This window comes from Rhodococcus sp. 21391 (assembly GCF_016772255.1).
In the GTDB taxonomy this organism is placed as follows: Bacteria; Actinomycetota; Actinomycetes; order Mycobacteriales; family Mycobacteriaceae; genus Rhodococcus_F; species Rhodococcus_F opacus.
Map to the genome: position 1 here is coordinate 1,579,183 of NZ_CP063781.1, position 18,927 is coordinate 1,598,109.

The 18,927-nt window shown below is 67.2% G+C and carries 17 protein-coding genes and 2 tRNA genes; 12 read left to right on the plus strand and 7 right to left on the minus strand.

The window, feature by feature from the left end; translation table 11 throughout:
- Positions 1 to 4 precede the first annotated feature (4 nt).
- Positions 5 to 802: an Fpg/Nei family DNA glycosylase gene (locus GO592_RS07430; RefSeq protein WP_005570671.1), complete on the plus strand. Its 798-nt coding sequence runs from the start codon at positions 5 to 7 to the stop codon at positions 800 to 802.
- A 7-nt stretch (positions 803 to 809) separates the two neighbouring features.
- Here the strand turns inward: GO592_RS07430 and GO592_RS07435 are convergent, their stop codons facing one another.
- On the minus strand, positions 810 to 1,628 hold the full coding sequence (locus tag GO592_RS07435; protein WP_007296615.1) for a hypothetical protein: 819 nt from the start codon (positions 1,626 to 1,628) through the stop codon (positions 810 to 812).
- A 254-nt stretch (positions 1,629 to 1,882) separates the two neighbouring features.
- Positions 1,883 to 1,956, minus strand: a tRNA-Gly gene (locus tag GO592_RS07440).
- 139 nt (positions 1,957 to 2,095) lie between these two features.
- Between GO592_RS07440 and GO592_RS07445 the strand changes: the two genes are divergently transcribed.
- From GO592_RS07445 to GO592_RS07480, 8 genes are all read left to right on the plus strand, one after another.
- Positions 2,096 to 2,172 (plus strand) — tRNA-Pro (locus GO592_RS07445).
- 59 nt (positions 2,173 to 2,231) lie between these two features.
- Complete coding sequence (tig, locus tag GO592_RS07450) at positions 2,232 to 3,626, plus strand: trigger factor (protein ID WP_007296616.1); 1,395 nt, start codon at positions 2,232 to 2,234, stop codon at positions 3,624 to 3,626.
- 184 nt (positions 3,627 to 3,810) lie between these two features.
- The gene (locus GO592_RS07455; RefSeq protein WP_005264333.1) at positions 3,811 to 4,398 is read left to right on the plus strand and encodes an ATP-dependent Clp protease proteolytic subunit; all 588 of its coding nucleotides are present in this window, start codon (positions 3,811 to 3,813) and stop codon (positions 4,396 to 4,398) included.
- A gap of 48 nt (positions 4,399 to 4,446) precedes the next feature.
- Positions 4,447 to 5,109 carry an ATP-dependent Clp protease proteolytic subunit gene (locus GO592_RS07460; RefSeq protein ID WP_005264334.1) on the plus strand — a complete coding sequence of 221 codons (663 nt, stop codon included), beginning with the start codon at positions 4,447 to 4,449 and terminating at the stop codon, positions 5,107 to 5,109.
- Positions 5,110 to 5,349: 240 nt separating this feature from the next.
- Positions 5,350 to 6,630: an ATP-dependent Clp protease ATP-binding subunit ClpX gene (gene clpX / locus GO592_RS07465; protein ID WP_005248181.1), complete on the plus strand. Its 1,281-nt coding sequence runs from the start codon at positions 5,350 to 5,352 to the stop codon at positions 6,628 to 6,630.
- A gap of 68 nt (positions 6,631 to 6,698) precedes the next feature.
- Positions 6,699 to 7,139, plus strand: coding sequence for a type II 3-dehydroquinate dehydratase (gene aroQ, locus GO592_RS07470; protein WP_005248177.1), 441 nt, complete (start codon positions 6,699 to 6,701; stop codon positions 7,137 to 7,139).
- A 7-nt stretch (positions 7,140 to 7,146) separates the two neighbouring features.
- The gene (locus tag GO592_RS07475; RefSeq protein ID WP_007296617.1) at positions 7,147 to 9,081 is read left to right on the plus strand and encodes a bifunctional sugar phosphate isomerase/epimerase/4-hydroxyphenylpyruvate dioxygenase family protein; all 1,935 of its coding nucleotides are present in this window, start codon (positions 7,147 to 7,149) and stop codon (positions 9,079 to 9,081) included.
- 260 nt (positions 9,082 to 9,341) lie between these two features.
- Positions 9,342 to 10,115, plus strand: a complete 774-nt coding sequence (locus GO592_RS07480) for a M23 family metallopeptidase (protein WP_007296618.1) — start codon at positions 9,342 to 9,344, stop codon at positions 10,113 to 10,115.
- 27 nt (positions 10,116 to 10,142) lie between these two features.
- Here the strand turns inward: GO592_RS07480 and GO592_RS07485 are convergent, their stop codons facing one another.
- Entirely contained in the window at positions 10,143 to 11,156 is a 1,014-nt protein-coding gene (locus GO592_RS07485; RefSeq protein ID WP_007296619.1) for a LacI family DNA-binding transcriptional regulator, read from the minus strand.
- A gap of 72 nt (positions 11,157 to 11,228) precedes the next feature.
- Between GO592_RS07485 and GO592_RS07490 the strand changes: the two genes are divergently transcribed.
- Positions 11,229 to 12,416, plus strand: coding sequence for a phytanoyl-CoA dioxygenase family protein (locus tag GO592_RS07490; RefSeq protein WP_007296620.1), 1,188 nt, complete (start codon positions 11,229 to 11,231; stop codon positions 12,414 to 12,416).
- Between the two features lie 70 nt (positions 12,417 to 12,486).
- Entirely contained in the window at positions 12,487 to 13,353 is an 867-nt protein-coding gene (locus tag GO592_RS07495) for a sugar phosphate isomerase/epimerase family protein (RefSeq protein WP_039950866.1), read from the plus strand.
- 44 nt (positions 13,354 to 13,397) lie between these two features.
- On the opposite strand, the gene GO592_RS07500 is transcribed toward GO592_RS07495, so the two are convergent.
- Positions 13,398 to 14,450 carry a LacI family DNA-binding transcriptional regulator gene (locus GO592_RS07500; protein WP_007296622.1) on the minus strand — a complete coding sequence of 351 codons (1,053 nt, stop codon included), beginning with the start codon at positions 14,448 to 14,450 and terminating at the stop codon, positions 13,398 to 13,400.
- Positions 14,451 to 14,689: 239 nt separating this feature from the next.
- Here GO592_RS07500 and GO592_RS07505 point away from each other — a divergent pair, with 239 nt between their 5' ends.
- Positions 14,690 to 16,159 carry a sugar porter family MFS transporter gene (locus GO592_RS07505; protein ID WP_007296623.1) on the plus strand — a complete coding sequence of 490 codons (1,470 nt, stop codon included), beginning with the start codon at positions 14,690 to 14,692 and terminating at the stop codon, positions 16,157 to 16,159.
- Positions 16,160 to 16,169: 10 nt separating this feature from the next.
- Here the strand turns inward: GO592_RS07505 and GO592_RS07510 are convergent, their stop codons facing one another.
- From GO592_RS07510 to GO592_RS07520, 3 genes are read right to left on the minus strand one after another with little or no spacing between them, the layout of a single operon-like run.
- A complete protein-coding gene (locus tag GO592_RS07510) occupies positions 16,170 to 16,433 on the minus strand; it encodes a hypothetical protein (RefSeq protein WP_202715103.1) in 264 nt (87 codons plus the stop codon).
- Positions 16,434 to 16,484: 51 nt separating this feature from the next.
- Positions 16,485 to 17,486, minus strand: coding sequence for an ROK family protein (locus tag GO592_RS07515; RefSeq protein WP_007296624.1), 1,002 nt, complete (start codon positions 17,484 to 17,486; stop codon positions 16,485 to 16,487).
- Positions 17,483 to 18,868, minus strand: a complete 1,386-nt coding sequence (locus GO592_RS07520) for an NAD(P)/FAD-dependent oxidoreductase (RefSeq protein WP_007296625.1) — start codon at positions 18,866 to 18,868, stop codon at positions 17,483 to 17,485. Before GO592_RS07520 ends, GO592_RS07515 begins: the two co-directional genes overlap by 4 nt.
- Positions 18,869 to 18,927 lie beyond the last annotated feature (59 nt).

Here is an 18,927-nt window from a genome sequence, read left to right on the forward strand (position 1 = left end):
GTCCTTGCCCGAAGGTCACACCCTGCACCGGCTGGCCCGGCTGCACCAACGCCGGTTCGCCGGTGCGCCGGTGCGGGTGCTGAGCCCGCAGGGCAGATTCGCCGAGGACGCAGCCCTCGTCGACGGCCGCGTCCTCGTCAAGTCCGAGGCCTGGGGTAAACACCTGTGGCATCACTACGAGTCCGGACTGGTCGTGCACGTCCATCTGGGACTGTACGGAGCGTTCACGGAATCGGCCGTTCCGATGGAACCGCCGGTCGGGCAGGTCAGGATGCGGATGGTCGGCGCCGAATTCGGCACCGACCTCCGCGGTCCGACGGCCTGTGAGGTTCTCCATCCGCCGCAGGTCGCCGCCATCGAGGCGCGGCTGGGACCGGATCCGCTGCGGAAGGACGCCGATCCCGACAAGGCGTGGAAACGCATCTCGGCGTCGAAGACCCCGGTCGGGGCACTGCTGATGGATCAGGCCGTGATCGCGGGCATCGGCAACGTGTACCGGGCGGAGGTCCTGTTCCGGCACGGCATCAACCCCGACCGGCCCGGCCGCGCGCTGTCCCGTGACGAGTGGGACGCGCTGTGGGCCGACCTCGTCGCCCTGATGAAGGTCGGGGTCCGCCGCGGCAAGATGCACGTCGTCCGTCCCGAGGACGATCACGGCGATCCGGCGTATGCGAAGGATCGTCCCCGGACGTACGTCTACCGGCGGGCGGGATCACCGTGCCGGATCTGCGGCACCCCGGTGGCCCACTCGGTCATGAAGGGCCGCAACCTCTTCTGGTGCCCGAGTTGCCAGCCCTCCTGACGGCCGGCTAGAAGTCGAACCCACCACCGAAGTCGAACCCGCCGCCGTCTCCGCCGCCACCGAAGTCGAATCCGCCGCCGTCGCCACCGGCGTCCCCGCCCATGTCGCCGCCGCCGTCCGCGCCTGCGTCACCGCCGTCGCCACCGCCGTCTGCGCCCGCGTCACCGGTGTCCTGGGACGCGTCGCCCGCTCCGCTCTCGAAGCCCTGTGCGTCGTACCCCACTCCGGCCATCCCGGAGAACATCGCCGAGAACAGGAACATCGAGCCCAGGCCCCACGCGCCTGCGACGAGAGCGGGCTTCCACCACGGCTCCGAGTACCAGCCGGCCGGAACCGGGCGTCCCGCGACGCGGCCGCCGGGATAGTAGTTCGGTGTCTTCGACGACGGGTTCGGCGACGCCGCGACCTGCCGCCCCTCGAACTCGACCTCACGGTCCTCGGTGACCGCGCCCGCGGACTTCTGGCCGTCGATGGACGGAATCTCCGGGCCGGGGTCCATGCCCATGGCCGTGCGGGCGGCGCGGATGTAGTAGAGACCCTCGAGTGCCGTCTGCTTGGCGAGCCGCGCCTGGACGGGCGTCGTGGCCTGATCGATCTGGGAGCCGGCGGCGGTGTAACGCTCGGACGCGTCGGCGAGTGCCTGCTGGGAGGCGGTATCGGATCCGGTGAGGCTGTACACCTGTCCGCCGAGCCGTTCGATGGCCTGGCGCGCGTCTGCCTTGGCGTCCTCGAGCTGGTTCGCGGTCTGCCCGGCGCGGTTGCTGCGGCTCCTCACCACCAGGAAGGCGACCGCCGCCACGATCACGAGAATGAGTAGCAGTTCCACGGTGGGCCTCCGGAGTTCTCGCGGACCGCCGGCTGCGGAGCTGCAACATCCACGAGTAGGGGACGAATCGGACATCTCCCAGAGTACTGACCGAAATCGTGGTTACGCGCTCGGCGAACGGGGGAGCGGTCCCGTGGAGGGCGAGTGGGGCCGCGTCCATCGTCCATGTGACGCATGTCATAGCGGATGCGGTCTCTGCGGCCGCCCTCGAATATGAAAAAAGGAGCGCTCCCTGGGGTGGGAACGCTCCTGTGTGGAGGGGATGACGGGAATCGAACCCGCGTAATCAGTTTGGAAGACTGAGGCTCTACCATTGAGCTACATCCCCGTGCATACGACTACCTGGGATCGCCATGCATGTCGTCTGCGATGAGTGACTGTACCCAACCTCGCTTTGGATTTCATAATCGGGGGGCCGTAGGATTCTTCCTCGGGTCCTCGCGAGGTTGGCGAGAGCCGGCTTCGACCGGGGTGTAGCGCAGCTTGGTAGCGCATCCGCTTTGGGAGCGGAGGGTCGCAGGTTCAAATCCTGTCACCCCGACCAGAACCACAGGGCAGGTAACTGCCGCACAGAAAAGCACGACCAGACGAAGGAGCCAGTCCGTGAAGAGCACCGTCGAGCAGCTCAGCCCGACGCGAGTCCGTATCAACGTTGAGGTGCCCTTCGAGGAGCTCAAGCCTGATTTCGACAAGGCCTACAAGGCCCTCGCGCAACAGATCCGTCTCCCCGGCTTCCGTCCGGGCAAGGCACCGGCCAAGTTGCTCGAAGCCCGTGTCGGTCGTGGCGCAGTCCTGGAGCAGGTCGTCAACGACGCACTCCCGTCCCGCTACTCCGAGGCCGTCACCAGCGCCTCGGTGAAGGCGATCGGTCAGCCCGAGATCGAGATCACGAAGATCGAGGACGGCGAGCTCCTCGAGTTCACCGCCGAGGTCGACGTCCGTCCCGAGATCACGCTGCCCGACTACAGCGAGCTGAGCGTCACCGTCGATCCGATCGAGATCACCGACGAGGCCGTCGAGGAGCAGCTCCTGTCGCTGCGTCAGCGCTTCGGCACCCTCACCGGTGTCGAGCGTGCGGTCGAGGACGGAGACTTCATCTCCATCGACCTGTCGGCCACCGTCGACGGTGAGGCCGTTCCCGAGGCCACCGCGAGCGGTCTGTCGCACGAGGTCGGTTCGGGTCAGCTCATCGAGGGCCTCGACGAGGCCGTCGTCGGCGTCAAGGCCGGCGAGTCCAAGGAGTTCACCTCGACGCTCGTCGCCGGTGACCACGCGGGCAAGGAAGCTGTCGTCACCGTCACCGTCGGCACCGTCAAGGAGCGCGAGCTGCCTGCCGAGGACGACGAGTTCGCTCAGCTGGCAAGCGAGTTCGACACCCTCGACGAGCTGAAGGCCGACCTGCGTGAGCGCGTCGGACGCGTCCGTAAGGTCGAGCAGGCCGGTCAGATCCGCGACAAGGTCCTCGAGACCCTGCTCGAGACCGTCGAGGTCCCGCTGCCCGAGGCCGTCGTCAAGGCCGAGGTCGACGCTGCACTGCACGACGCCGTGCACGGTCTCGACCACGACGAGGAAGCGCTGAACAAGCTCCTCGAGGAGCAGGGCACGAGCCGCGAAGAGTTCGACAAGGACGCCAAGGAGAGCGCCGAGCGCTCGGTGAAGACCCAGCTGCTGCTGGACGCCATCGCCGACGCCTCCGACGTCACCGTCGGCCAGGACGAGCTCACCGAGCGCATCCTGTTCCAGGCGCAGCGCTACGGCATGGCCCCCGAGCAGTTCATCCAGCAGATCCAGCAGGCCGGCCAGCTCGGCGCCGTCTTCGCGGACGTGCGTCGGGGCAAGGCTCTCGCCGGTGTCGTCGAGCAGGCCACCGTCACCGACACCTCGGGTGCCGCTGTCGACACAGCCGAACTGTTCGGCAACGGTGAGGGCGACGCCGAGGAGGCTGCGTCCACGGACGAGGCTGCGTCGGATTCCGCCGAGGGCGAAGACCAGAAGTAATGCTGGTCGCGGGATGTTTCTCTCGCGTTCGGCTGTGAGTTGTTTTCCGCTTTGAGCGAAGTAGGGCGGCACCGGGACTCCGGTGCCGCCCTCCTTCGTTAGTGTCTGTGTCAGCAATCAACGATTTACGGAGAAGGCAGGTACCGTGACTTCCAATCACCTGGAGACTTTGCAGAGTCCCGCCATGACTTCAGCCACCGCTGGGTTGAACCTCAGCGACTCGGTGTACGAACGCCTGCTGCGCGAGCGCATCATCTTCCTCGGTACCCAGGTCGACGACGACATCGCGAACAAGCTGTGCGCTCAGATCCTGCTGCTGTCGGCAGAGGATCCCAGCCGGGACATCTCCCTCTACATCAACTCGCCCGGCGGTTCGGTCAGCGCCGGCATGGCGATCTTCGACACGATGCAGTTTGCCGAGTGCGACGTCGCGACGTTCGGAATGGGTCTGGCCGCGTCGATGGGTCAGTTCCTGCTCTCCGCCGGCGCCAAGGGCAAGCGGTACGCGCTCCCGCACGCGCGGATCATGATGCACCAGCCGTCCGCCGGAATCGGTGGTACCGCCAGTGACATCGCGATCATGGCCGAGCAGTTCGCGCACACCAAGCGCGAAATGGCCGAGCTGATCGCCGAGCACACCGGTCAGACGGTCGAGCAGATCACCGCCGATTCGGATCGTGACCGCTGGTTCACCGCCCAGCAGGCTCTCGAATACGGTTTCGTCGACCACGTCGTCTCCCGGGCGGCGCAGGCGGGCGGGACGGGGCTGTAGTGGCCCGGCTTCCTCACTGACCGCTCCCACACATCCTTTGGAGAACTGATGACCAACCTGTTCGATCCCCGCAGCCTGGGAGGCCAGGCGCCCGCAGGCCCCGAGTCTCGCTACATCCTGCCGTCGTTCATCGAGCACTCGAGCTACGGCGTCAAGGAGTCCAACCCGTACAACAAGCTGTTCGAGGAACGCATCATCTTCCTCGGCGTGCAGGTGGACGACGCGTCGGCCAACGACGTGATGGCTCAGCTGCTCGTTCTCGAGTCGCTGGACCCCGATCGCGACATCACCATGTACATCAACTCGCCGGGTGGCTCGTTCACCTCGCTGATGGCGATCTACGACACCATGCAGTACGTCCGCGCCGACATCACGACGGTGTGCCTCGGCCAGGCGGCCTCGGCTGCCGCGGTGCTGCTGGCGGCCGGTAGCCCCGGCAAGCGTCTCGCCCTGCCGAACGCTCGTGTCCTCATCCATCAGCCCGCCACCGGCGGCATCCAGGGTCAGGTCTCCGACCTCGAGATCCAGGCTGCCGAGATCGAGCGGATGCGTCGCCTGATGGAGACCACCCTCGCGAAGCACACCGGCAAGGATGCCGACGTGATCCGCAAGGACACCGATCGCGACAAGATCCTCACGGCCGCCGAGGCCAAGGAATACGGAATCATCGACGACGTGCTCGAGTACCGCAAACTCAGCGCCCAGAAGTGATTTCCTGCCGCCCCGGCTCGGGCGACACGCCGTTACGGCGCGGTTGCCGCGAGCCGGGTGCGGGATCGGCAAGGCTGGCTTTCCCGGAAGATCGGTGCGCGAATCACCGACAACCAGTCGACCTCGCTCGCGATCTGCGGGTACGGTCACATAACGGGCTTTCGTTTTCGGTCGGTGCGCGCACGGCGTGGGATCGGTTCGATGGTTGCACGTAGACGAAGGAAGTAGGGACCTGACGAGATGGCACGCATCGGTGACGGCGGGGATCTGCTCAAGTGCTCTTTCTGCGGTAAGAGCCAGAAGCAGGTCAAGAAGCTCATTGCGGGGCCTGGGGTGTACATCTGCGACGAGTGCATCGACCTGTGCAACGAGATCATCGAAGAGGAGCTGGCCGAGTCCAGCGAGGTGAAGCTCGACGAGCTGCCGAAGCCGGCCGAGATCCGGGATTTCCTCGAGAATTACGTGATCGGCCAGGATGCCGCCAAGCGGACTCTCGCCGTTGCGGTCTACAACCACTACAAGCGCATCCAGGCCGGTGACAAGGGTCGTGATGCGCGCGGCGAGACGGTCGAGCTGGCGAAGTCGAACATTCTCATGCTCGGTCCCACGGGCTGCGGCAAGACGTATTTGGCTCAGACGCTGGCGAAGATGCTCAACGTCCCGTTCGCGATCGCCGATGCGACGGCGCTCACCGAAGCCGGCTATGTCGGTGAGGATGTCGAGAACATCCTCCTCAAGCTGATCCAGGCCGCCGACTACGACGTCAAGCGCGCCGAGACCGGCATCATCTACATCGACGAGGTCGACAAGATCGCCCGCAAGAGCGAGAACCCGTCGATCACGCGGGACGTGTCCGGTGAGGGTGTGCAGCAGGCTCTGCTGAAGATTCTCGAGGGCACGCAGGCCAGCGTGCCGCCGCAGGGCGGTCGCAAGCACCCGCATCAGGAGTTCATCCAGATCGACACGACGAACGTCCTGTTCATCGTGGCGGGCGCGTTCGCCGGCCTCGAGCGGATCGTGTCCGATCGCGTGGGTAAGCGCGGCATCGGTTTCGGCGCCGAGGTGCGGTCGAAGGCGGAGATCGACACGCAGGACCACTTCGCAGAGGTCATGCCGGAAGACCTGATCAAGTTCGGGCTGATCCCCGAGTTCATCGGACGTCTGCCGGTCGTGGCGTCGGTGACGAACCTGGACAAGGAATCGCTCGTCCAGATCCTGTCCGAGCCGAAGAACGCGCTGGTCAAGCAGTACAACCGGTTGTTCGACATGGACGGCGTGGAGTTGGAGTTCACCACGGACGCGCTCGAGGCCATCGCCGACCAGGCGATCCTCCGCGGCACCGGTGCTCGTGGACTCCGCGCGATCATGGAGGAAGTCCTCCTGCCGGTCATGTACGACATCCCGAGCCGTGACGACGTCGAGAAGGTCGTGGTCAGCGCCGAGACGGTCAACGACAACGTGCTTCCGACCATCGTTCCGCGCAAGCCGGAGCGGGGAGAACGCCGAGACAAGTCCGCCTAGGCGGGAGCGCGCTGTATCCTGGGTGCGAACTAACTCACTAGTTCGTACAAATGGAGGTAATGCGCGCGATGACCGCTCCCGGACCGATCTTTGTTCTCAACGGCCCCAACCTGAACCTGCTGGGGCAGCGGCAGCCCGAGGTGTACGGGCGGGAGACGCTCGACGATGTCGTGGAGTTGTGCCGCACGGCTGCCGCGAAAGCTGGACGTGAGATCGTCGCGCGGCAGTCCAATCACGAGGGCCACCTGATCGACTGGGTGCACGAGGCCCGGACCACGGCGTCGGGCGTCGTGATCAACCCCGGCGGTTTCACGCACACGTCGGTGGCGCTGCGCGACGCCCTGGTGACGCTCGAGGTGCCGCTCGTCGAGGTGCACATCAGCAACGTGCACGCCCGCGAGGAATTCCGGCACCACTCGTACGTGTCCGGGGTCGCGACCGGTGTGATCGCCGGACTCGGAATCCTCGGCTATGCGCTGGCCGTCGACTTCATCTGCAACAAGGGCTGACGCCGCCATGGGACGACAGGTTCGTACGAGCGTTGCCACGGTATCCCTGAGCGGATCGCTGGAGGAGAAGGTCACCGCGATCGCGGCGGCCGGGTTCGACGGATTCGAGGTGTTCGAACCCGATTTCGTGAGCTCGCCGTGGTCGCCGCGTGAGCTGGCTTCCCGCGCAGCGGATCTCGGACTCACCCTCGATCTGTATCAGCCGTTCCGCGATCTGGACTCCGTGGACGACACGACGTTCGCGCGCAACCTGATCCGAGCCGAGCGCAAGTTCGACATCATGGAGCAGCTCGGCTGCGACATCCTGCTGGTCTGCTCGTCGCCGTTGCCCGAGGCGGTGCGGGACGACGCTCGCCTGACCGAGCAACTCCACACTCTCGCCGAGCGTGCACACAGCCGGGGACTCCGCATCGCCTACGAGGCGCTGGCCTGGGGCACGCACGTCAACACGTACCGGCACGCGTGGAAGATCGTGCAGGACGCGGACCATCCTGCCCTCGGTACCTGCCTCGACAGCTTCCACATCCTCTCCCGCGGCGACGACCCGTCCGGCATCCGCGACATCCCGGGGGAGAAGATCTTCTTCCTCCAACTCGCCGACGCGCCCCGCATGTCGATGGACATCCTGCAGTGGAGCCGGCACCACCGGAACTTCCCGGGGCAGGGCAACTTCGATCTCGCGACGTTCGGCGCGCACGTCCAGGCCGCTGGATACACCGGACCGTGGTCGCTCGAGATCTTCAACGACACGTTCCGGCAGTCGTCCACGGGGCGCACGGCCGCCGACGCGCACCGCTCGCTGCTGTACCTCCAGGAGGAGGTCGCACGCGTGCAGGCCGAGCGCGGTGAGGACACCGGTCGCGGCCTGACGCTGTTCGAGCCGCCGCCGCGCGCACCCCTCGAAGGCATCGTGTCGCTCCGGCTCGCGGCCGGTCCGGGCAAGGATTCCGACCTTCGGCAGGCGCTGCAGCACATCGGATTCCGTCTGGTTGGCCGGCACCGCAGCCACGACCTCCAGTTGTGGCGGCACGGCCGGATGACCATCGTGGTCGATGCGACCGCGGGCACGGTGTGGACCGCTCCGGGTCTGCCTGCGCACCTGCCGGTGCTCACCCAGATCGGTATCCGGTCGAGCGATCCCGACGCGTGGGGTGAGCGCGCCGCGGCGCTCGAGGTCCCGGTGCACGAGGTCCTGTTGCCCGGTGTCGACACCGCACCCGAATCGGATGTGGTGCGTCTCAAGATCACCGACGCGACGTCGCTGGATCTGCGCGGCCCGGGCAGCGCCGCGTCGTGGCAGTCGGCGTTCGATCTGTATCCGACGGAGTCGCGCTGGCAGGATGAGGTGCCCGTCTTCACCGGTGTCGATCACGTGGCGCTCGCCGTACCGTCCGACAACTGGGACGGCATCATGCTGCTGCTCCGTTCGGTGTTCGCGATGGCGCCGCACGAGGGCCTCGATGTCACCGACGCGGTCGGAATGATGCGCAGTCAGGCGCTGACGATGGATCAGACGGGTGCGGACGGCGTCGACCGTCCGCTGCGCATCTCCCTGAACATGGTTCCGGGTGCGGTGTCGGGCAACTCCCACATCGCCGCGGCTCGGCGCGGCGGCATCAGTCACGTCGCGTTCTCGTGCACGGACATTTTCACCGCCGCCGCGACCATGCAGTCCAACGGGTTCGAGCCCCTCGTGATTTCGCCGAACTACTACGACGACCTCGAGGCCCGCTTCGGGCTCTCCCGCGAACTCCTGGACCGGATGATCGGGTCGGGCATCATGTACGACCGTGATGCGCACGGCGAGTTCTTCCATCTGTTCACCCAGACGGTGGGCGCCGACCTGTTCTTCGAGGTGGTGCAACGCGTCGGCGGTTACGAGGGATACGGGGATGCGAACTCCGCGATGCGTTTGGCGGCCCAGTTGCGGGCGGCTGGCTGAGCGGTCGATTCGAAGGTCACGGAGCCCGCGGTCACGACCGCGGGCTCCGTGACTTCGGACACTTTTGGAGCGGGACCACTGTCGTCGATGTGGGCCCACGGGGTGCATGTGACTGATGAGGTCGAGTAATCCAGTTCGAGACCTTGACCTCGTCCGAGTGTGTCAATGCGACGCGCAGGATTCAGCCCGATCCGTACTAACCTGTGTCGAAACCGTGACCGTTTCGTTATCGATCACGAACTCGACAGAGGAATGTGGTTTTGGCTCTACACCCGAACACCGTCCCGCAAGCCCGGCGCACCCGGCGCCTCCGTTCGACGAAGACCTCCCGTAGACGGCTGGTCGCGACCTCGCTGGCGGCCGCTGCACTGCTCGCATCCGGGGGGATCGCCTCCGCGGCCACCGGTGAGGTAGCGCAGGCGTCGACCGAGACGGGCATGTCCCTCTCGACGCCGCCCCAGTTCCTACAGGTCACGCGCCCGGTACCCGTCGACTACGCCGAGCAACTCCAGCGCGGCGCCCAGCGTGAGGTCGAGCGGCTGGCGTTCGAGAAGGCCGAGGTCGAGCGGCTGGCTCGCGAGGCCGCCGAACAGGCCGCGCGTCAGGCTGCGGCGGAGGAAGCGGCACGTCGACCCGCCGTGCTGGTCCCGGCCGTCGGCAGCTTCACCTCAGGCTTCGGCCCGCGGTGGGGCACGAACCACAACGGGATCGACATCGCGAACTCCATCGGCACCCCGATCAAGGCTGTCACCAACGGCACCGTGATCGAGAGCGGTCCGGCGTCGGGATTCGGGTTGTGGGTCCGCATCCAGCAGGACGACGGCACCACCGGCGTGTACGGCCACATCGACACTTCACTGGTGTCGGTCGGGCAGCAGGTCCGGGCCGGCGACCAGATCGCCACCATGGGCAACCGGGGTCAGTCGACCGGACCGCACCTGCACTACGAGGTGTGGGCGGTCAACGGAACCAAGATCGATCCGGCGGGCTGGTTCCAATCGCGCGGCGTCCCCGTCCCCCAGGGGCAGGGCTAGGCGCGGGCGAGTCGCCGATCCACGCCGTCACGGCTGGTTGTACGGGGTGACCACCCGGATGGGTGACGCCGCGGTCGCGACTCCACCGAGCGCGCCCCGGGCCTGCAGCAGCATGCGGCACGCCAGATGGGCGTCGGCCCGGAGGTCGTGGTGCAGCACCGCGGAGAGCGTGCCCGCGCGCAGCAGCCCCGTGTTGTCCTCGTCGAGGTCGTGGGCGATGAACACGCGGCAGGCGCGGCCGGTGCGTTCGAATGCGCGGGTCGTGGCCACGTTGCCGCCGCCGATCGAGTAGACGGCCGCGATGTCCGGGTTCTGTTCGAGGGCCCGGAGGACGAGGCTCTCGATGGTCGCGTCCAGCCCGTCGCTCTCGGCGATGTCGATCACCGCACGGTCGGTGCCGAAACTTCGCAGTGCGGCGCGGAACCCCATCTCCCGTTCCTCCTCGCCCCGGAAGGCGTTGCTGCTCAGCGTGATCAGGACGGTGGACGACACCTCGCCGAGCCACTGGTCGACGAGATAGGCGGCGGTCGCCCCCGCGGCCCGGTTGTCGATCCCGACGTAGCCGGCCCGCGAGCTGCCCGGCACGTCGGTGGCATAGGTGACCACCGGGATCCCCGCCGCGGTGAGCCGGTCGATGGCCTCGACGACCTCGACGGAGTCGGGCGCCTTGACGATCACGCCCTGCGTGCCGCGGGCCCCGATCCGATCAAGGGTCTCGACCATCGCGGGTGTGGAGCCGGTTTCCCGGAAATGGAACCGTGAGCGCACGACGGCGGGAGCGAGAGCGGGCAGTTCCGCCTCCACGGCCGCGCGGAACGCGGTGGTGAAACGCTCGGGTGACTGCATGACGACGTCGACGAGGAACTTGCGCCCACTCAGCTTGAGCTGAGTGCGTTGTTTGTCGAGATCGCGGATCGCCTGCTGCACTTCCGCTCTCGTCGATTCCCGTACTCCGGGGCGTTCGTGGAGCACGCGGTCGACGGTCGCCTCGCTCAATCCCGACTGCTGGGCGATCTCACGGACCTTGTAGCGGTGCTTCACGGCCGGCTCCTGAGGTGAAAATGATGGATTTCTGCTGTTGTTCGGCGCTCACATCACCGCAAGACTATCCCCATGACCATCACGACTCCTCCGCCGACCGGCCGGCGTGAGTGGATCCGCGACTCCGACTGTGACCTCGACTCGTTTCGCGCGTCCACTGACCGCTCGACGAACCTCGCCGACTACCCGTTCGCTCACTCCGTGGAACGGAACGTCCTGCTGTACCGCAGTGACTCGCTGATGCCCCACCTCGACGACGAGCAGTCCCGCCGCGCGGTGCAGACCGAACTCGTGCGCGCGCTCACCGACGGCCCCGGAATCGTGTTGTTCCAGAACGCCTTCAACGATCTCGCGGTGGTGGATCGCGCCACGGAGCAATTCGACCTCCTCATCGCGCAGCAGCACGCGTCGGGTGGCGTGGTAGGTGACCACTTCGGCAAGGCGGGCGACAACGACCGCATCTGGAACGCCGCGCAGAAGCTGGCTCTCGGCACCCCGCAGGTGTTCGCCGAGTACTACTCCAACGACATTCTCGCGCTGATCTGCCAGAGCTGGCTGGGGCCGCTGTATCAGGTGACGTCGCAGGTCAACGTGGTCAACCCCGGCAGTGCCGCGCAGGTGCCGCATCGGGACTACCACCTCGGCATCGTGCCCCGGGACGAGCTGACCGAGTATCCGGCCCACCTGCACCGGATGTCGGCCACCTTGACACTGCAGGGCGCGGTGGCGCACTGCGACATGCCCGTCGAGAGCGGACCCACCCTGTATCTGCCGTACTCGCACCTGTTCGAGGCGGGCTACCTGGCGTTCTCCCGGCCGGAGTTCGTCGAGTTCTTCCGCGACAATCATGTTCAGCTGCCGCTGCGGAAAGGCGACGCGGTGTTCTTCAACCCGGCGCTCTACCACGGTGCAGGCCACAACCGTTCGGACGCGATCCGGCGGACGGCCAATCTGCTGCAGATCTCGTCGCCGTTCGGCCGGGCGATGGAGGTGCTGGACCGGGAGGCGATGGCGAACGTCGTATATCCGGCCCTGCTGGCACGGCAGAGTGCCGGAGCGAGCGAGCGCACCCTCCGCAATGCCGTCGTCGCGACGGCTGAGTGCTACCCGTTCCCCACCAACCTCGACCACGATCAGCCGGTGCACAGTCTCGCGCCGGCCACTCAGGTGGACACGGTGTGGGGAGCATTGCGGGCAAACGCCGATCCGGCGGTGCTCGCCGAGCGTCTGGCCGAGCAGACCACCCGGCGGCAGCCGTGAGCGGGATTGTCGACACGGCCACACTGTCACTACAACAGCACCGTCCGGTGCGATGGGATGAAACACGACGATGACGATTCGACTTGCAGGCGCACCGATTTCGTGGGGAGTGTGTGAGGTGGAAGGCTGGGGCCACCAGCTCGACCCCGACCGGGTGCTCACCGAAATGCGTGGCGCCGGCCTCGCTGCCACCGAACTCGGTCCGGACGGATTCCTCCCGTCGGATCCGCACGAGCTGACGAACACGCTCGCCCGTTACGACATGACTGCGGTCGGGGGATTCGTCCCGGTGCTGCTCCACGATCCGGATCAGGACGCTGTCGCTGCTGTCGGCGGGGCGATCGACTCACTCCTCGCGTCGGGGTCGGAGGTGATGGTCCTGGCGGCGGTGACGGGAGCCGTCGGTTACGATTCGCGACCGGAACTCGACGACTCGGGATGGAAGACGTTGTTGCGCAACCTGGACCGCGTGTCGTCGGCCGCTGCCGACCGGGGGCTCCGGGCGGTGATCCACCCCCACGTGGGGACGATGATCGAGAAGCGCGCCGAGGTGGACCGCATCCTGGACGGCTCGTCGATCCCGCTGTGCCTGGACACCGGACACCTGCTGATCGGCGGCACCGACCCCCTCGACCTCGTCACCACGGCCCCCGAGCGGATCGCGCACGCGCACCTGAAGGACGTCGATGCGGCGCTTCTCGGGCGGGTCCGGGCGGGCGAACTCACCTACACCGAGGCCGTCGCGCAGGGAATGTACACGCCACTGGGCACCGGAGACGTGGATATCGCCGGGGTGGTCGAGCGGCTGCAGAATCAGGGTTACGACGGTTGGTACGTCCTCGAACAGGACACCATCCTCGCGTCGGAACCGGAAGGCGAAGGCCCCGTGCGGGACGTCGTCCGGAGCGTCGAATACCTGAGGAGCATCACGCAGTGAGGCCATTGCCTCTGCGCTGAATCGGGGTGCCGGCGGGGACGCGGCTACGACCGGGCCGGACCGGTCGTGCCGCGCACCACCAGGTGGGGGTCGATCACGAAATCCTGCGGGACGAGGTCCTCGTCCTCGAGTCGCCCGATGGCGAACTGCACGGCGCGCCGCGCCAGACCCTCCGTGTCCTGCCGCACGGTGGTGAGGTCGATCCGCGACAACTGTGCCAGGTGGCTGTCGTCGTACCCGACGATCGAGATGTCGCCGGGCACGTCGACGTGGGCGCGGGTGAACACGTCCATGAGGCCGATGGCGCAGCGGTCGTTGCCGGCGAGCACCGCGGTCGGCAGGCGGTCCTCCGCCAGTAGGGTGTTCGCGGCGGCGACACCTGCGTCCTCGGTGTGCTGACCGGGAATGACGCGAATGTGGTCGGAGAGGTCGTGCTTGCGCATCGCCGCGAGGTACGCGCGACGACGCTCGGGTGACCCCGGGTCCGCTCCGCCGTCGACGTGCACGATGTCACGATGTCCCAGTTCGACGAGGTGGTCGACGGACTGCCTGATGCCCTTGGCGTCCGCGGTCCGCACGGTGTCGACGGCGGTGTGGGGGAGTGCGCGGCCGACGACGGTGACGACGGCACGGTCCGCGAGCGTCCGCAGATAGTCGGCCTCGGACAGCGGACCGAGCAGGATCAGGCCTTCGCACCGGTGACTGAGAAGCGCTTCGATCGCCTTGTGTTCGTCCCGGGCGGGTGCGCTCGCGGAGAGCAGGACTTCGTATCCGGCGGCCTCGGCCTCCGCGTAGATGGTTCCGATCAGGTCGGCTTGGAAGGTCTGGTGGACGTCGATGAGCACACCGAGGGTGCGACTGCGCCCACGGGCGAGCATGCGGGCGGCCCGGTCGAGCCGGTAGCCGAGTTCGTCCGCGGCCTGGAGGACGCGTTCCCGCGTCTCGTCGGAGGCGCCGGGTTTGTTGCTGAAGATCAGTGACACGAGGGTGCGCGACACCCCGGCCCGCGTCGCGACATCGGCCATCGTGGGGCGTCGGTGCAGGCCGGCGGGTAGCCGTTCCGCACCGTCGTGCGCGGTGGCTCGATCGTCGAGCATCTCGATCTCCCTCGGTCGCGTAGTCAGGGACATTCTCACGCATCGCGTCATCTGCCCTTGACACCCTCTGTGATTCACATCATAGTAGGTAACTGAAGCGCGTTAGTGAAGCGCTTCAGGTCAGGAGAGAACGCCCCGTCGGCTGCATCGAGCCGAGCGCACTCGGGCGATATCGACACACGTGAACCGATCTTCCGTGTCGCGATGCGTGAGCATTCCCCAGAAAGGCCATACACCTGATGTCGACAACCCACTCGGCTGCCAGTGCCCGCGGAAGCGGCGGCGCTGCGCGTAACGAGCGCAGTCACAAACGCTTCCTGACCAAGCTCACCGTCATCTCCACGCTCGGGGGCCTGCTGTTCGGCTACGACACCGGTGTGATCTCCGGTGCGCTGCTCTACATGAAGGACGAGCTGAACCTCAGCGCGGTCGGCGAAGCCACTGTCGTGAGCTCGCTGCTCTTCCCGGGTGCCGCCGTCGGTGCGCTGCTCGGAGGCCGGTTGTCGGACGCTCTCGGTCGCAAGCGCACGCTCCTCGTCTGCGCGGGACTGTTCCTCGTCGGCGCCCTCGGGTGTGCGATGGCCCCCAACGTGGAGATCATGGTGCTGGCCAGGATCGTCCTCGGACTCGGTGTGGGCGCCGCCGCCGTCACCTGCCCGCTCTACCTGGCCGAGATGGCGCCGGTCGAGCGCCGCGGTCGGATGGTCACCATCAACGAACTGATGATCGTCACCGGTCAGATGCTCGCCTTCTCGATCAACGCGCTACTCGATCACCTGATCGAGGATCCGACGGTGTGGCGGTACATGCTGGCCGTCGCCTCGGTGCCCGCGGTACTCCTGCTGCTCGGCATGCTCGCGCTCCCGGATTCGCCGCGGTGGTACGCGTCGAAGGGCCGGTTCGCCGAAACCCGCAGGACGCTCGAATTGAGCCGCAGCGAGTCGGAGGCCGCAGTCGAGTACGCCAGCATCAGCGTCCACGCCGCCCGCGACCGGAACTCGAAGGTCAGTGGAGCCGTCCACTATCTGCGCGACTATCCCTGGATGCGCCGGATCCTCTGGATCGGCTGCGGTCTGGCCATCGTCCAGCAGGCAACGGGTATCAACACGGTCAACTACTACGCCCCGACGATCCTGGAACAGAGCGGGTTGGGTGTCAGCGCGTCCCTGGTTGCCACCATCGCGGTCGGTGTCACGTCGGTGGTCATGACGATTGTCGGAATCATCCTGCTAGGCTTCGTGAATCGTCGCACGATGCTGCTGACCGGATTCATCGGTGTGGCATCCTCGCAGGCCGCGCTGTCCCTCGTGTTCCTGCTGCCCTCGTCCACCGGCCGCAGCTACATCATCCTCGCCGCGATGATGGTGTTCGTCGCCTTCGTGCAGTGCTTCATCGGAACCTGCGTGTGGTTGCTGCTCTCGGAGATCTTCCCGATGGCCATCCGCGGGTTCGCCATGGGCATCGCGGTCTTCGTGCTCTGGACGACGAACGCCTTGATCTCGTTCGTCTTCCCGATCCTGAACTCGGTCCTCGGATCCACCGGAACCTTCGGCCTGTTCGTCCTCGTCAACCTCATTTCGGTGTACTTCGTGTACCACTTCGTCCCGGAAACCAAGGGTCGCAGCCTCGAAGAGTTGGAGGACCGCCTCGGCGCAGGCAAGCCCGACGCGTCGGCTGCGGGAAGCACCGCCGCCGTCGCCACTCACTGATCGCTGGATCTCAGGCACCGGCGCCGCCGCCTTCGGGTGGTGGTGCCGGTGGGTGGTGGTGTGTGGCCCGCCTCCCGAGCAGGTCGTGTAACAATTTCGCGTCCTGCTGGTCGTGGAGCGCTCGATGAGCAGTCGGAGGGCGCGGGGAGGTCTGCACCGATTGTGGGTGAGGTGAGATCGTCGCCTGCACCGCGCTTTTCCGGATGGCAGCGAGGACCGGCAACGCTTCCTCACCGAGGCACGCACGCAGTTCGATGCTTTCCCGATCGCTCACGGCCCGAATCCTCGACCGCGCCCGTGAGTGCCCGACGAGCCCAGAGACCCCTCAACCACGCACGGGGAGCGGAGCTCCGTTCAGTAGTGCGTCCCTGGCCATCGTCGCGGCCCCGATCCGCTGGGCCGATTCGCCGAGTTGGGTTTCCCGGATACGGGCGAGGGGACGGTGCCCGGAACCGGTTGCGAGAGAGGCGTAGACGTCTCGCGCGTGGTCGAGGAACAGCGGAGCCGAACCGCTGACACCACCGGAGACGACGACGAGATCGGGGTCGTAGACGTCACCGACGATGGCGAGTCCGACGCCCAGCCACCGTGCGAACTCCTCCATGGTGCGCACGGCGAGCGGGTCGCCGTCCCGCGCGGCGCTCGCGATGCGGCGGCCGGTGAGCGATCCCGGGTCGCTCGCGACCTCGCGTGCGAGCAGCGTGGAAGTCGCCGGGTCGGCGGCGAGGAGCTCGATGGCCGTGTCGACGAGAGCTGTTCCGCTGCAATACCGTTCCCAGCACCCCCGTTTACCGCACGCGCACGGTCTGCCGCCCGGCACCACCTGGAGGTGACCCAGCTCGGGGGCGACGCCGTAACTGCCCCGGTAGAGCGTGCCGTGGATGAGCAGAGCCGCACCGATGCCGGTGCCGATCGCGACCATCACGACATTGCGACCACCGGCGGCGGCACCGAACCGGTGCTCCGCCCACGCCGCCGCGTTCGCGTCGTGTTCGAGGACTACCGGCAGTCCGAGCCGGTCACTCAGATCGTTCGCGACCGGCACGTTCTTCCACGGCAGGTGCGGGGCGAATCGCACCGTGGTGAGGTCGGAGCTGATGAATCCGGCCACGGCGAGACCGACGGCGGCGATCCGATGACGGGACGCGAGCTCGCGGACGGCACGGTCGAGCGCGTCCTCGAGGGCTTTCGCCGACTGCGGTGTGGGTGCCTGGACGGAGTCGAGTACCTCGCCGGTGTCGTCGACCACACAGGCACGGATACTGGTACCACCGACGTCGATGCCGACGGCGAGAGCGGAAGCAGGCACGGAGGCGACGGTACTCACCGTGCCGAGGCCGTCGCCGCCTCGGGTACCGCCCGGGAATCTTCCCAGGCGTCGAGCCGGTTGATGGCTGTCCTCGCGACCACCTGTTGCTCCGTGACCGCCAGGTGTCCCCGGGTCCTGCCCAGGAACGACCAGGTCCAGGAGATGGCGGTCGCGAGTCGGCTCTTGAAGCCGACGATGTAGACCAGGTGGATCAGGAGCCAGAGCAGCCAGGCGAGCAGCCCGGTCAGTTGGAGGCGGCCGACCTTCGCGACCGCGTGGAAGCGGGAGATCATGGCCATGCTGCCCTTGTCCGTGTATCGGAACGGGGCGCGTTCGGGCTTGTCGCGACCTTTCCGGTGGGCGCGCACCTCCGCGGCGATCAGCTGCGCGGCGTAGCGGCCGCCCTGGATCGCGACCTGGGCGACGCCGGGAAGGCCGTCGCGGTTCATCATGTCCCCGACGACGAAGACGTTGCTGTGGCCGGGGAGGGTGAGGTCGGGTTCGACGAGGACACGGCCCGCGCGGTCGGTGTCGGCGCCGGTCTGTTCGGCCAGTTGCCGGCCCAGCGGGCTGGCTGCGACGCCGGCGGACCAGATCTTGCAGGCGGCCTCGATCCGCCGCTCCCCGTCCTGGTCGCGGACGGTGAGTCCGTCGTCGTCGACGTCGGTCACCATCGCGCCGAGCTGGATCTCGACGCCGAGATCCTCCAGCGTGTCGGCGGCAGCTCGACGCAGTTTGTCGTCGAAGGACGGGAGCACCGTGGGCGCCGCGTCGAGCAGGATGATCCGCGCGTCACGGGGATCGATGGTGCGGTAGGCGCCGGCGAGAGTGCGGTGTGCGAGCTGGGCGATCTCGCCGGCCATCTCGACTCCGGTGGGCCCGGCGCCGACCACGACGAACGTCAGGAGTCGCGCCCGCTCGGCGGGATCGGTGCTCACCTCGGCGCTTTCGAAGGCGCCGAGGATGCGGCCGCGCAGCTCGAGGGCGTCGTCGATCGTTTTCATTCCGGGTGCGTGCTCGGCGAAATGGTCGTTGCCGAAATAGGATTGGCGGGCGCCCGCCGAGACGACGAGGCTGTCGTACTCGGTGACGGTGGTGCGGCCGCGATGTGTGGAGGTGACGGTCCGATCGGCGACGTCGATCTTCTCGACTCCGCCGATCAGGACGGACGCGTTCTGCTGGTCCTCGAGGACGAGCCGGGTCGCGGGCGCGATCTCACCCTCGGACAGGATTCCCGTCGCCACCTGGTACAGCAACGGCTGGAACAGGTGGTGCGTCGTCCGATCGATCAGAGTGACATCGACGTCCGTCCGTTTCAGGGCCTTGGTGGCGAAGAGGCCGCCGAATCCCGATCCGATGACCACGACCCGATGACGGCGGGCGAGAGAGGTGTCGCTCATGAAGTTCCTTTCGATCGAACGGACTCCGCGCCGGACCGCGGACGGTCCGGCGCGGAGAA